The organism is Streptomyces sp. NPDC005494, assembly GCF_042872025.1.
In the GTDB taxonomy this organism is placed as follows: domain Bacteria; phylum Actinomycetota; class Actinomycetes; order Streptomycetales; family Streptomycetaceae; genus Streptomyces.
The window spans coordinates 421,245-433,771 of the sequence record NZ_JBIAJR010000006.1; the positions used below are offsets into that span (position 1 = coordinate 421,245).

Annotated in this window: 12 protein-coding genes and 1 tRNA gene; 7 read left to right on the plus strand and 6 right to left on the minus strand. The window is 70.6% G+C overall.

All coding sequences use genetic code 11. The annotated features are described in order from the left end of the window. The first annotated feature begins 220 nt into the window (after positions 1-220). Entirely contained in the window at positions 221-1,456 is a 1,236-nt protein-coding gene (locus ACFYQ6_RS20565; RefSeq protein ID WP_388764150.1) for a PP2C family protein-serine/threonine phosphatase, read from the plus strand. A gap of 52 nt (positions 1,457-1,508) precedes the next feature. On the opposite strand, the gene ACFYQ6_RS20570 is transcribed toward ACFYQ6_RS20565, so the two are convergent. Then, the gene (locus ACFYQ6_RS20570; RefSeq protein WP_388764195.1) at positions 1,509-1,907 is read right to left on the minus strand and encodes a VOC family protein; all 399 of its coding nucleotides are present in this window, start codon (positions 1,905-1,907) and stop codon (positions 1,509-1,511) included. 93 nt (positions 1,908-2,000) lie between these two features. Here ACFYQ6_RS20570 and ACFYQ6_RS20575 point away from each other — a divergent pair, with 93 nt between their 5' ends. Next, entirely contained in the window at positions 2,001-2,993 is a 993-nt protein-coding gene (locus ACFYQ6_RS20575; RefSeq protein WP_388764152.1) for a helix-turn-helix transcriptional regulator, read from the plus strand. A 15-nt stretch (positions 2,994-3,008) separates the two neighbouring features. Here ACFYQ6_RS20575 and ACFYQ6_RS20580 read toward each other — a convergent pair whose 3' ends face one another. Then, entirely contained in the window at positions 3,009-3,464 is a 456-nt protein-coding gene (locus ACFYQ6_RS20580; RefSeq protein WP_014155014.1) for a MarR family winged helix-turn-helix transcriptional regulator, read from the minus strand. Positions 3,465-3,639: 175 nt separating this feature from the next. On the opposite strand from ACFYQ6_RS20580, the gene ACFYQ6_RS20585 reads away from it, so the two are divergent. Both ACFYQ6_RS20585 and ACFYQ6_RS20590 read left to right on the plus strand, forming a co-directional pair. After that, positions 3,640-5,094, plus strand: a complete 1,455-nt coding sequence (locus tag ACFYQ6_RS20585) for an MFS transporter (protein ID WP_388764153.1) — start codon at positions 3,640-3,642, stop codon at positions 5,092-5,094. A gap of 576 nt (positions 5,095-5,670) precedes the next feature. Further along, positions 5,671-7,011 (plus strand): ABC transporter substrate-binding protein, encoded by a 1,341-nt coding sequence (locus tag ACFYQ6_RS20590; RefSeq protein WP_388764155.1) that lies wholly within the window; start codon positions 5,671-5,673, stop codon positions 7,009-7,011. A 348-nt stretch (positions 7,012-7,359) separates the two neighbouring features. On the opposite strand, the gene ACFYQ6_RS20595 is transcribed toward ACFYQ6_RS20590, so the two are convergent. From ACFYQ6_RS20595 to ACFYQ6_RS20610, 4 genes are all read right to left on the minus strand, one after another. Then, entirely contained in the window at positions 7,360-7,581 is a 222-nt protein-coding gene (locus tag ACFYQ6_RS20595) for a hypothetical protein (RefSeq protein WP_361579249.1), read from the minus strand. Between the two features lie 56 nt (positions 7,582-7,637). Then, a complete protein-coding gene (locus tag ACFYQ6_RS20600; protein ID WP_388764157.1) occupies positions 7,638-7,928 on the minus strand; it encodes a hypothetical protein in 291 nt (96 codons plus the stop codon). Between the two features lie 67 nt (positions 7,929-7,995). Next, positions 7,996-9,381, minus strand: a complete 1,386-nt coding sequence (locus ACFYQ6_RS20605) for an FAD-binding oxidoreductase (protein ID WP_388764159.1) — start codon at positions 9,379-9,381, stop codon at positions 7,996-7,998. A gap of 202 nt (positions 9,382-9,583) precedes the next feature. Beyond that, a complete protein-coding gene (locus ACFYQ6_RS20610; protein WP_388764161.1) occupies positions 9,584-9,889 on the minus strand; it encodes a hypothetical protein in 306 nt (101 codons plus the stop codon). 204 nt (positions 9,890-10,093) lie between these two features. Between ACFYQ6_RS20610 and ACFYQ6_RS20615 the strand changes: the two genes are divergently transcribed. The 3 genes from ACFYQ6_RS20615 to ACFYQ6_RS20625 all read left to right on the plus strand — a co-directional run bounded on the left by ACFYQ6_RS20615 (position 10,094) and on the right by ACFYQ6_RS20625 (position 12,340). After that, a tRNA-Met gene (locus ACFYQ6_RS20615) sits at positions 10,094-10,167 on the plus strand. Between the two features lie 137 nt (positions 10,168-10,304). After that, a complete protein-coding gene (locus tag ACFYQ6_RS20620) occupies positions 10,305-11,051 on the plus strand; it encodes a MerR family transcriptional regulator (protein ID WP_388764163.1) in 747 nt (248 codons plus the stop codon). A gap of 131 nt (positions 11,052-11,182) precedes the next feature. Then, on the plus strand, positions 11,183-12,340 hold the full coding sequence (locus ACFYQ6_RS20625) for a PP2C family protein-serine/threonine phosphatase (RefSeq protein WP_388764165.1): 1,158 nt from the start codon (positions 11,183-11,185) through the stop codon (positions 12,338-12,340). Positions 12,341-12,527: the final 187 nt, after the last annotated feature.

Here is a 12,527-nt window from a genome sequence, read left to right on the forward strand (position 1 = left end):
CGCCGACCGGCGGGTGCCCGAGCGAGACCTCGGGCCGGGTGCTCCCGCCCGTCCGTTGCCGATCGCGCCGTGTGAGGCGGGTCGGTCCATGTCGGTTGCCTGCTGCCTCCTTGTCGGCACGTGCCCGTGTCGTCCCGTCGACGATCCCCATCGATCAGCGGCCCCCGAGGCGCCTGCTCCGGCTGCCTGCGTCTTGCCTACCCGAGGAAGGGCCGTGGCCATGGCATCCAGGCAGAGCCGACTTCCCCAGTTGCTGACAGCGGCGGAAAAGGCGGCACCGGTGGAGGCCGTCGACGTGTTCGCGGAGAACCTGCGGCGCCGGTTCGGGGCTACACAGGTCTCGTTCCTGATCGTGGACCTGACCGGCAGGGCGGTGGCGCGGCTCACCACCACCACCGCTGCCACGACGGTCGGTCATGAGGCGGAGCACATCCCCATGCGCGGCAGCGTCTACGGGCAGGTGATCCGCGCCCAGCGGTTGTATCAGGAAGCAACCGGTGAAGGACACAGGGTGATCACTCCGGTCACCAACAGAGGAGACGCCATCGGTCTCCTGGAAATAATTCTGCCGACCCGTCCCGACGAGAACGTCCTGCACGCAGTCGGTGAAGCCGCCCACGTCCTGGCCTACGTCGTGATCGCCAACGGGCGTTTCACCGACCTCTACACATGGGGCAAACGCACGAAGCCCCCCACCCTTGCGGCGGAGATCCAGTACCAGTTGCTGCCCCAGTCGCTGTCGTGCGAAGGCGCGCAGTTCACGCTGTGCGGAAATCTGGAGCCTTCAGCAGACCTCAGCGGAGACACCTTCGACTACGCCGTCGAGCGCGACGTCCTGCACCTGTCGGTGACCGATCCCATGGGGCACGACCTCGCGGCAGCTCTCGCCGCCACTGTTCTGGTGGGCGCCCTGCGTGGTGCCCGCCGCGCGGGAACCGGCCTGGCCGAGCAGGCCCGCCGGGCCGACCGGGCGCTGGCGGACTACGGGCGGGGCCATGCCACCGGTCAGCTGTTGCGCATCGATCTCCACACCGGGCAGGCCCAGCTGGTCAACGCCGGCCACCCCTGGCCGCTGCGTATACGCGAGGGGGCGGTCGAGGAGATCCCCTGCGAGGTGGACCAGCCCTTCGGGCTGTCGGTGGTCGCCTCCCAGCACTACAGGGTCCAGGACATCGACCTTCGCCCCGGTGACCGCATCCTCATGCTCACCGACGGCATGCTGGAACACCACGAGGAGGACATCGACCTCCCGGCCCTGCTGCGGCGAACCCGCAACCTGCACCCCCGGGAGACCGTTCTGACGATGGCGTCCGCGGTCCGGCAGGCCGCCGGCGGCCGGCTCGAGGACGACGCCACGGTGATGTGCCTGGACTGGCACGGCCCCCAGGAGACGCAGCGGCGCGTCAGCTCAGGCGCAGACGTGCAGCAGGCCTCGCCCGGCGTCGCGCGGCTGTGACCACTGTTTCCCCCGGACGGCGCGGCCGGCCGGATCTCGGCTGCGCTCGATGTCAGCGTGCGAACTTCTCGACAGCCGCTGGGGTGACGGGGGTGAAGAAGTTGACGAGGTTGCCGTCCGGGTCCCGGAACAGCAGCGAACGGTTGCCCCAGGGCATCGTGGTGGGCCCGGTCACGAGGTCGGTGACGAAGCCGCTCAGGTTCTGGTGCACACGGTCCACGTCGTCGACGAGGAACTCGGTGATCACGCTGCGGTTCTCCGCCGGGCTCGCGGAGCCGGGGGCGAACAGGGGGACGGTGCGGGTGCTCGCGATCGCGAGGGTGGCGGTGGGTGTCCTGAGTTCGGCGAAGTCGTCGCTGGCCCACTCCGCCCGCACGTCCGTGACCCGCTCGTAGAACGTGACGAGGCGTGCGACGTCACTGGTGATGATGCGGATCGAGACGAGGTTCATGAGGTTCTCCCTGGTCGTGCCGGTGTCGTGCACGTCGGAGGCTAGGGGAGATAGTGGACAGTTTCCGCCCTGTATCGCTTCTAGGCTGTGCCCATGACCCGACCCGCCGGACGTGTGCTGACCCTCCTGGAGTTGCTGCAGTCGGGCGGCACCCGCACGGTTGCCGAGCTCGCCGGCCGGCTCGGCGTCGACGGGCGTACCGTGCGGCGGTACGTGGACCAGTTGATCGACCTCGATGTGCCGGTGGAATCGGTGCGGGGCCGGTACGGCGGGTACAGGCTCGGCGCCGGCTACCGCCTGCCGCCCCTGATGCTGAGCGACGACGAGGCGCTGGCGGTGCTGCTCGGCCTGGTGGCCGGGCGTCGGGCGGGGCCGGTCGCGGGACACACGGCGAGCGGGACGGCCTCGGCCAAGATCCGGCGCGTGCTGCCCAGGCACCTCGCGGGCCGGCTCGACACGCTGCTCGAGTCCCTCGCCTTCACGGACGGGCCCGGTGAGCTCAGCGTTCCTGACGCCGGGGTCCTGCTCACGATCGCCGACGCGGTGCGTCACGGCCGGCCGGTCTCGATGAGATACACCGGCGGCGACGGCCGGCGCGGCGAACGCACGCTGCACGCCTACGGGATCGTCGCCCACGCGGGCCGGTGGTACGTCACCGGCAGGGACCCCGGGACCGGCGAGGACCGGACCTTCCGGCTCGACCGCATCACCGGCGCACGGGCCCTCCCGGGATCGTTCGAGGTGCCCACGGGTACCGATCCGGCCGCGCGCGTGCTGTCGGGGTTCGCCACGGCCGAGTACCGGTACGAGGTGGCCCTGCGGATCCATGGAACGGCCGAGCAGATCCGCGCCCGGCTGCCCGCCGCCGTCGCGGTCCTGGAGGAGGAACAGGGGCCCGCGGCCCGGGACGACCCGACGCCCGGACGCTGGTGGCGTGTCGGCATCAGGGCGGAGCGGCTCGACTGGCTGCCCCCGGTGCTGGCCGCGCTCGACCGGCCCTTCGTCATCGAGCGTCCCGACGAACTGCGCGGCCTGGTCGCCGCGCTCGCCGACCGTCTCGCGTCCTTCGCCCGCCGGGCCCCGTGAGGAACCGCCGCCGGCTCAGGGGCGCGGCCAGGGGCGGCCGCCGATGCGCTCGATGTCGGAGTTGAAGCGCCGCAGGTAGCCGGCGAAGGCGGAGATGTCCTCGTCGGCCCAGTCGGCCATGACGCGCTCCAGGGAGCTGACCATGCCCTCGCGTTCCGCGTCGAGGGTCCTCGCGCCCTCCTCCGTGATGCGGAACTTGCGGGCCATGCCCCCGTCCGGGTCGGGGATGCGCTCCACGAAGCCGGCGCGCATGACCGCGGCGGTCTGCCGGTTGAGGGTGGAGACATCGAGGTCGAAGGCCTCGCTGAGCTCGCCGACGGACATGGGGCCCTGCACGCGGATCCGGCTGAGCAGGACATACGCGCTGCGCTCCAGGAGGCCGTCCTTGCGGCGCCCCTTTCTGTGGGTCAGCAGGCCGTGTCGGCTGAGCAGCATCTGCTCGTACTCGACCTCATGCGTTGCCCTCTTCATCGTGGGCACCTCCTGCTTCCTGCCGGGCGGGCCGGTGTGTCGTCGTGCCGTCGTGCGTGCCAGCTTCATCGTATGTTTACCAAGGCTTGCATAAGCCACACGACATGCATGATGCAATAGGTGTGTACGATACCAATCTTCCCATCGAACCGACCGGATAGCCGAGGACCGAGATATGGACACACCCCAGCCCGCAGCCCGCGCAGGCGGTGTGATCACGACGCTGGCGCTCGCCGGCACCGTCGCGGCCGTGATGCAGACGCTGGTGACCCCGCTGATCGCGGAGCTGCCGCGGATCCTGGACACGTCGTCCTCGAACGCGGCCTGGGTGGTCACGGTCACCCTGCTGGTCGCCGGCGTGTGCGTGCCGGTCACCGGCCGGCTCGGCGACCTCCTCGGCAAGCGCCGCATGCTGCTGGCCTGCTCGGTCCCGCTGGTCGTCGGGTCCGTGGTGTGTGCGCTGGCCTCCTCCGTGGTGCCGATGATCGTCGGGCGCGGGCTCCAGGGCATGGGCATGGGCATGGTGCCGCTGGGGATCGCGCTGCTGCGTGACGTGGTGCCCGCGGAGAAGCTCAGCAGTTCGATCGCCCTCGTCAGCGCCTCCATGGGGATCGGCGGCGCCCTCGGCCTGCCGATCTCCGCCGCCGTCGCCGAATACACCAGCTGGCGCGTGCTGTTCTGGGGATCCGCGGTGCTCGCACTCATGATCGCCGTGCTCGTCTTCGTCTTCGTCCCCGACGTCCCGGCCGGTGCCAAGGGGCAGCGCTTCGACGCGCCCGGAGCGGTCGGTCTCGCGATCGGCCTGGTCTCGCTCCTGCTGGCCATCTCCAAGGGTGCCGACTGGGGCTGGGGTTCGGGCACGACGCTCGGCCTCTTCGCCGTCGCGGTCGTGTCCCTCGGCCTCTGGGGCTTCTACGAGCTGCGCACCCGTGACCCGCTGGTCGACCTGCGCACCACTGCCCGCCCGCGGGTGCTGCTGACCAACGTGTCGTCGATCCTCGTCGGCGTCGGCATGTACTCCTTCATGCTGATCGCCCCGCAACTGCTGCAGTTCCCCGAGGCCACGGGATACGGCCTGGGCCAGTCGATGCTCGCCGCGGGCCTCTGGATGGCCCCCGGTGGCGTGATGATGATGATCGTCTCACCGCTCGGCGGGAAGCTGATCAACGCGCGCGGCCCGAAGATCGCCCTCGTGCTCGGTGCCCTGGTGATCTCCCTCGGCTACGGGCTCTCGCTGTTCCTGATGGGCTCCGCCTGGGGCCTGATGATCGTCGGCATCGTCATCAACAGTGGCGTCGGCCTCGCCTACGGCGCGATGCCCGCGCTGATCATGAGCTCGGTCCCGCTCTCGGAGACGGCGGCAGCCAACGGCTTCAACACCTTGATGCGGTCGCTGGGTACCACCATCGGCTCGGCCGTCATCGGTGTCGTGCTGGCCCAGATGACCATCAGCCTCGGCGGCTTCTCGCTGGCCTCCGAGGACGGCTTCCGCGTCGGCCTGATGATCGGCTGCGGGGTGGCCCTCGTGGCCGCCGCGGTCGCCTCGTTCATCCCGGGGCTCCTGCGCCCCGCGGGTGACGGCGACAAGACGGGTCCGGCAACGGCCGGCAAGGTCTCCGTCGAGGCCTGACGGAAGGCCGGCAGCACCTGCGGTACCTGCGGCACCTGCGGTACCTGCGGCACCTGCGGTACCGGCAGTACCGGCGGTGCCCGCAGTACCGGCGGTGCCCGCAGTACCCGCAGCGCCCGCAGCACCCGCAGTACTCACAGCACCCGCAGCGCCCACAGCACCCGCGGTACCCGCAGCGCCCCGATCGGTTCGCCGGTCGGGGCGCTGTCGCGTCCCCGCCTCCCGGAACTTTCTCGTGCACGGGCATTGACCGTGGGTGTGGGCCGACTTACGTTCTTCGCGTTGTCCTTCGTATGTCATATATGAGACGCGATATGAGAGCCGAGAGCCGTATGCAGTCAGCACCGCGCCCTCTTCCCAGCCGTCCCCGGCGCCGCGGAAGACGCTGAGGAGCGCCTGCCGCAGTCCCGCCCTGCGGACCGGCCCGCATCCCGCCCCGCAGGGGAGGGAGCGCCGGCCCCCGCCCCCCGTTCGCGCCCCCTTTAGGCCCCGAAGAACACACCCCCGCACGGCTTCACCCCGCGGCGCCCTGCCGTCCCGCGCCCCGCCGGTGAGCACCCAGAGAGAGAGCCGACCATGAACAAGCCACGCAGCCGCCGCCTCGCCGCCGCCGTATCCCTGGTCTCCGCCCTTGCCCTCACCGCGACCGCCTGCGGTGACGACGGCAGCGGCACGGCAGGCGCCAAGGGCGCCGAGGGCTCGGGCACCGGGAAGATCGTCTTCTGGGACGAGAACGGCGGGGTCCGCACGGCGATCTGGAAGGAGATCATCGCCGACTTCGAGAAGGCCAACCCGGACATCGACGTGCAGTACGTGGGCATCGCCTCCACCGAGGCGCAGTCCAAGTACGACACCGCCATCCAGGGCGGCGGGCTGCCGGACGTCGGCGGGGTGGGCGCCGCCATGGTCGCCGGGATCACCGCGCAGGACGCGCTGGAGCCGCTGGACGACCGGATCGAGGGCAGCTCACTCAAGGGCAAGCTCAACGACGCGATGATCGAGAACGTGCGGAGCGCGGCCGGCCGGGACGAGGTGTACACGGTGCCGATCTCCGCCACCAACGGCGTCCTGTACTACCGCACCGACCTGTTCGAGAAGGCCGGGCTCGACGAGCCGGACACCTGGGACGAGTTCTACGCGGCGGCGGCGAAGCTGACGGACAGGAAGAAGAACCAGTTCGGCTACACCATCCGGGGCGGCCCGGGCTCCATCGCCCAGGCGCTCGACGCGATGTACGGGCAGTCCGGCATCGAATCCTTCTGGGACGCCTCCGGGACGAAGACCACGGTGAACGACCCGAAGAACGTCGCGGCCCTGGAGAAGTACGTCGGGCTGTACAAGAAGGTCACCCCGGAAGCCGACCTGAACAACGACTTCACCAAGATGGTCGCCCAGTTCGACTCCGGCAGCATCGCCATGCTCAACCACAACCTGGGCTCCTACCAGGACCATGTGAGCTCGCTGGGCGTGGACAAGTTCCGTGGCATCCCGCAGCCGGAACTCGCCGACGGCACCCGGGTGATGGTCTCCAACCCGGTCTCCGGCCTCGGTCTGCTCAAGTCGTCCGAGAACAAGGCGGCGGCCTGGAAGTTCATCGAGTTCGCCGCGTCGCACGCCTCGAACTCGAAGTTCAGCGAGTCCGCGGGCCTCATCCCCGCCAACAAGGAGGCTGCGGAGGACCCCTGGCTCGACAAGGCCGAGACCACCAAGCTCGGTGCCGAGGCACTGTTCTCCGGCGACACCAAGATCGTCCAGCTCCCGTACTACCTGCCCGACTGGAACACCCTGTCCAAGGCCGACAGCGAATCGGGCTTCCAGAAGGTGCTGCTCGGCAAGACGAGCGCCGAGGAGTTCCTGAACACCTTCGCCGAGGACCTCGACGCGGCCCAGGCGGAGTGGAAGGAACAGCAGGGCTGAGAAATCTCCCGGCCTCCGGGGGCCCGTGGTCCCCGCCCCCGGCATGCGGCTCCAGCCGGTCGCCCCGCACGACGTGGCCGCCCCGGCTGGTCGAACGGGCCCCGGGGGCCCCGCGGGGCCGGGTCGCCGGCCTGACCGGGCCGACGGTGTACGAGCTGTCCGACCTGATCCGGGGTCACCTGAAGGCGCGCGGCAAGCGCCGTCCCGTGATGCCGGTCAGGATGCCCGGGAGGCAGGGCGGGCCTACCGGGCGTGCGAGAACCTGTCGCTCGACGGCGCCGGCACGGGCAGCCGGACCTGGGAGGACTTCCTCGCGGAACGCGTGCATGTCTGAGCGCGGACCGGCCTTCAGTCCAGGCCCTCCTCCCGCAGGTCGTACATCAGGAGGAACGTCCGGTAGGTCTCCTCGGACACGTCCAGGCAGACGTCCGGCCGGTCGGTCCACGTCGACGTGTTGTCGAGGGCCCGCCGGCAGGCCGCCTCGGTCTCGGCCCGGGTCGGGATGTTCGAGAGGAACGCGGCGATCAGCAGGACCACTGCGAGGACCAGCACGCCGATACGGATGCGCATGGTCTCCCAACGACCGTACGGCCGGGCCGGTCACTGGACCGGTCGCGGCCGTCCGGTCATTCCGCTTCGTCGGTGACCGGCGGCAGGTCGGGTTCGATGAACAGCCCCGCGTACTGCGGCGAGGGCAGCGGCGCCGACGCGCCCGTCTCGGCAGTGGCGGTCGCGCCGTCGGGGTGCCGCTGGGTCGTGCGGACGGGCATGTCGGTCATCTCGGTGTCCTGTACGTAGGTGTGCGGTGAGAGCCCTGTGACCGTGCCGCTGGGAGAAACAACCGGACTGGTCCCGACCGGTACGGCGAACGAGGTGCCGCTACCGGTGCCGCGCCGCTCCGGGGGCGTCCGGTTCATGCGGTGCATGCAGACTGTAACCCTCCCGGCACGGCTTTCCCCCGGAATTGCGAGCCCGGCGTCAGGGTCAGTGTGGCGGTGCGGGCTCGATGTTCTGGTTTGCGTGGAAGAGGTTGTGCGGATCGTAGACCCGCTTGACCTCGGAGAGACGGTCGTAATGGCCGCGGTAGGTGGCCTTCACCCGGTCCTGGGACTCGCCCGCGCCGATGAAGTTCACGTAGGAGCCGCCCATGGAGTGCGGGTGGAGCGCCTCCCAGTAGGCGACGGCCCAGTCCCGCAGCGCGGGGGCGTTGGCCGGGTCGGGGTCGATGCCCGCGATGACGCCGGACCAGCGCGCGTCACGGTAGGCCCAGGCGGTCTCGTCGGGCCCGACGCGGCCCGCAGCGCCGTCGACGGGGTACAGGTGCATGGTCGACAGCCCGGTGGGGAGGTTCTCGGCGAAGGTGGCGTGCACGTCGACGGCCGCGTCGGTGATGTCGTCGAAGAAGTCGCCGCGCCAGTACCACTGGAGCCCGGTCGGGAGCAGCTCGTCGAACATGGTCTGCAGGGCCGGGTAGGGCATCGGTGAGGTGAAGTGGAAGGCAGGGGCCCCCGGTTCCGCCACCACGGCGAGGGTCTCCTCCAGTGCGTCCGGGTCCGCGGTCGAGGACCAGACGACGCCGCACATCTTCTGCCCGTGGATCTCCTCGGGGAAGGGCGGTCCGGGCGGGACGGTCAGCGACGCGAAGAAGCCGTACAGGTCGTCCGGGGCCTGCGGCAGGAACTCGCGGTACCAGCGCATCACGTCGTGGAAGCGGTCCAGCGGCCACAGAGTGATCCCCACGCCCACGGTGTCCACGGGATGCAGCTCGAAGTCGAACGAGGTGACGATGCCGAAGTTGCCGCCCCCGCCGCGCAGCGCCCAGAAGAGGTCCGCGTGCTCGCTCGCGTTCGCCGGGACGAAGGTGCCGTCGGCCAGGACCACGTCGGCGGAGACCAGATTGTCCGCCGTGAGGCCGTACTTGCGGGTCAGGTAGCCGTGGCCACCGCCGAGGGTGAGTCCGCCGACACCGGTCGTGGACATGATGCCCGCCGGGGTGGCGAGGCCGAAGGCGTGGGCGGCGTGGTCGAGATCGCCGAGCTGCGCGCCGCCGTCGGCCTGGGCGGTCTGGGTGGCGGGGTCGACGCGTACGCCACGCATGGGCGACAGGTCGAGCGTGACGGCGTCGTCGGCGAGGCAGAGGCCCGGTCCGCTGTGCCCACCGCCGCGTACGGCGACGGTCAGGCCGTTCTCGCGGACGAAATCGACAGCCGCCATGACGTCCGCCGTGTCGTGGCACTTGACCACCGCGCCGGGCTTCTTGTCGATCATGGCGTTGTAGACCGTGCGGGCCTGGCCGTACTCCTGGTCGTCCGGACCGATGACGGGGCCGCGCAGCCGGCTTCTCATCGTCTCGAGGGTGGTGCCGTCCATGGTCGTCTCCTAGCGCGCGTGCGCCCGGCCTCCTCTGGGCTCCCTGCATCGGGTGAGGCTGCTGGGCCGACGCCGGCACCTCAGGATGCCGCGCAGACGGGACCGAACACCGAAGGGCTGTCCCTCCAGCGTCCCGCCGTGGCCGAGGGCCCGCAATCGCGGGACGCCGTGCCCCGGCCGGCAGCCGGGGCACGGCGCGGGATCACGCCTGCGGTGGGGCGGTCGCGCTCTCTCCCGGCACCGCCTCGGACGCCTCCGGCACCCTCGTGTCCTTGCGCAGATGCACCATGAGCCCGATGAAGCCCGCCGCGAACCCGCTGAGCAGGCCCGATATCCCGTGGTTGAGCGCGTTGACCGAGGCGCTGCCGGGCACACCGACGAGCAGGTAGTTGACGGCGGCGCTGATCACCGCGCCGAACGCGGCGCCGATCAGCCCGTTGACGAGAGAGGCACGTACGGGTGACGGCGCGGAACCGGGGATTCGGGCAGGTCTGTGCGATGTGGACATGGCAGGAGGCCCTCCAGACAGGCGGGAAGCGAGTTCGGGGGGCGTGAGAACCCCCTTGGGCACGGCACTATGCCTGCCAACTGCGCCCGGCGCACCCTCTGTTGGCGCGACGGGCCGGTGACGAGGGGCCTCGCCTCCGGGGGCGGCGCGGGCGGGAGTGGTCAGGACCGCGTCCCGGATGGCGTAGAGTTACAACCACAACGACGCGGGGTGGAGCAGCTCGGTAGCTCGCTGGGCTCATAACCCAGAGGTCGCAGGTTCAAATCCTGTCCCCGCTACTGAAGACAGAGGCCCGGATCCTTCCAAGGATCCGGGCCTCTGTCGTGTGCCCGCGCCGTCCGCGCTGCGGGCCTCTGTCGTGTGCCCGCGCCGCGCGCTTGACCTTGACGTTACGTAAAGATCTACCGTTTCCCGCATGGAGTGGTCCATCCAGGAAATCGCCCGGCAGGCCGGCACCACGAGCCGGACGCTCCGGCACTACGGGGACCTCGGCCTCCTGACGCCGAGCCGTACGGGCGCCAACGGCTACCGCTATTACGACCAGGAGGCCCTGGTCAGGCTCCAGCGCATCCTGCTGCTGCGGGAGCTGGGACTCTCGCTGCCCGCGATCAAGGACGTACTGGAGGGGCAACGGGACACCTCGGCGGCGCTGCGGTCCCATCTGCGGCTGCTGGAGCAGGAGCGGGAGCGCATCGGGCGGCAGATCGCCTCGGTGCGGACCACTCTCCACAGGACCGAGGAAGGGGAAGGGCTCATGGCCGAGGAAGTGTTCGACGGCTTCGATCACACGGTGTACGAACAGGAGGTCACCGAGCGCTGGGGCCGCGAGGCGTACCAGCGCGGCGACCGGTGGTGGAAAGGACTGGGCCCGGACGGGCGCGCGCGTTTCCAGGAGGAGCACGAGTGGATCGCCCGGGACTACGGCGAGGCCAGGGCGGCCGGTCTCGACGCGGGCTGCGACGAGGCGCAGGACATCGCGCGCCGGCACTGCGAGTGGCTCGCGGTGACCATGGAACCCACCCGTTCGTATGTAACCGGCATCGCCGAGATGTACGTCGCCGATCCGCGCTTCGCGAGGAACTACGATCGGTACGGGGACGGAACAGCCGTCTTCGTACGGGATGCACTGACGATCTACGCGCGGCACCGGCTCACCGGCTGACCTCCGGGGGCGGGCCCCGGCGCGCTCCTCCCTTCGGCCGATGACGGGTCGCGGTTCGGCGCGGCTCCGGCGAGCCTGGGTGGGGCGCGGTACCGTCCGCAGCCGTGGACGGACCGGGCAGGAGCACACAGGTGGGGAAGCGGGACGGACGGCGAACGAGCGCTGCCGGGAACGCCCGTGCCCGGCGCTTCGTGCGCGCGCTGCCCGCCCTGATGATCGGTGTCGGCGTGGTCTTCGACCTGTTGACGCCGACCGAGGTGTCCGCCGTACCGCTCTTCGCGGCGGCCCCGCTGATCGCCGCCCCGTTCTTCTCGCTGGCCTCGACCGTGCGCACCGCGGTGGCCGCGGTCCTCGTCGTACTCGCCATCCGGATCTCGGACGGCCTGCTCTTCAAGGTCGTACCGCTCACCGACCTGCTCACCCTGCTGACGGTGTCCGTACTCGCTCTCGTCATCAACGGCGTCGTGCGGCGTGGGAACGAGCAGCTGGCCTCGGCCCGGGTCATCGCGGAGACCGCGATGCGCGCCGTGCTCCCCACGCCCGAGTCACGGATCGGCGGGTTGCAGGTCGCGGCGCGCTACGAGCCGGCCCAGGCCGACGAGTTCGTCGGCGGTGATCTGTTCGCCGTGACGGACACGCCCTACGGGGTGCGGCTGGTGCTCGGGGACGTACGGGGCAAGGGACTGGACGCGGTGGCGGCGGTCGCCGTCGTGATCGGGGCGTTCCGGGAGGCCGCCGAGCAGGAGCGTTCGATCGAGGGGGTGGTCCAGCGGCTGGAGCGGGCGCTGGCGCGGGAGGGCTCACGGCGCGGCGGGTTCGACTCCGTGGAGGGCTTCGTCACCGCCGTGCTCGCCGAGATCCCGGCCGGCTCGGAGACCCTGCGAGTCGTCAACCGCGGGCACCCCGAGCCGCTGGTCCTGCAACCGGACGGGGCGGTCGACGCGCTGGCGCCGACCGTGCCGGCCCTGCCGCTGGGCATGGGGCTGGGTGCCTGGCCGGACCGTGCGGACGAGTGGCCGCTGCCGGCGGGGGCGACGTTCCTCGCGTTCACGGACGGCCTGTCGGAGGCGCGGGACGCGCACGGTGTGTTCTACGACCCGGAGGCACGGCTGCGTGGCCGGATCTTTCCGGGGCCGGAGGAGCTGCTGTCCGCACTCACCGACGACGTGCGTCTGCACACCGGGGGCCGGTCGACGGACGACCTGGCGCTGCTCGCGGTCGGCAGGCCGTCCCGGGGTCAGCCGGAGCGGCGGACGACCGTGAAGATCGTGGGGCGGGACAGTGAATGACGGACAGCGACCGTCCGTAATCGCGGGGCACCTCTCCGATAACATTTGACACACCATCAGAAACTGACAGCGTGTCGTGGGCCGCTCAACTCGCCCGTTTGAGCCCGTTTGACCCCTGAAAGTCCAGGCCAAGGCCGTGAACGATCTGCCGGAACAGCTTGGAATCGGACCCGGGTGTCTATTAACG

Coding starts and splice junctions, on each gene's coding strand:
- ACFYQ6_RS20585 (WP_388764153.1), top strand. CDS start 3,640: ATGGACACACCCCAGCCCGCAGCCCGCGCAGGCGGTGTGATCACGACG.
- ACFYQ6_RS20595 (WP_361579249.1), bottom strand. CDS start 7,581: ATGCGCATCCGTATCGGCGTGCTGGTCCTCGCAGTGGTCCTGCTGATC.
- ACFYQ6_RS20570 (WP_388764195.1), bottom strand. CDS start 1,907: ATGAACCTCGTCTCGATCCGCATCATCACCAGTGACGTCGCACGCCTC.
- ACFYQ6_RS20620 (WP_388764163.1), top strand. CDS start 10,305: ATGGAGTGGTCCATCCAGGAAATCGCCCGGCAGGCCGGCACCACGAGC.
- ACFYQ6_RS20605 (WP_388764159.1), bottom strand. CDS start 9,381: ATGGACGGCACCACCCTCGAGACGATGAGAAGCCGGCTGCGCGGCCCC.
- ACFYQ6_RS20580 (WP_014155014.1), bottom strand. CDS start 3,464: ATGAAGAGGGCAACGCATGAGGTCGAGTACGAGCAGATGCTGCTCAGC.
- ACFYQ6_RS20610 (WP_388764161.1), bottom strand. CDS start 9,889: ATGTCCACATCGCACAGACCTGCCCGAATCCCCGGTTCCGCGCCGTCA.
- ACFYQ6_RS20600 (WP_388764157.1), bottom strand. CDS start 7,928: ATGAACCGGACGCCCCCGGAGCGGCGCGGCACCGGTAGCGGCACCTCG.
- ACFYQ6_RS20575 (WP_388764152.1), top strand. CDS start 2,001: ATGACCCGACCCGCCGGACGTGTGCTGACCCTCCTGGAGTTGCTGCAG.
- ACFYQ6_RS20565 (WP_388764150.1), top strand. CDS start 221: ATGGCATCCAGGCAGAGCCGACTTCCCCAGTTGCTGACAGCGGCGGAA.
- ACFYQ6_RS20590 (WP_388764155.1), top strand. CDS start 5,671: ATGAACAAGCCACGCAGCCGCCGCCTCGCCGCCGCCGTATCCCTGGTC.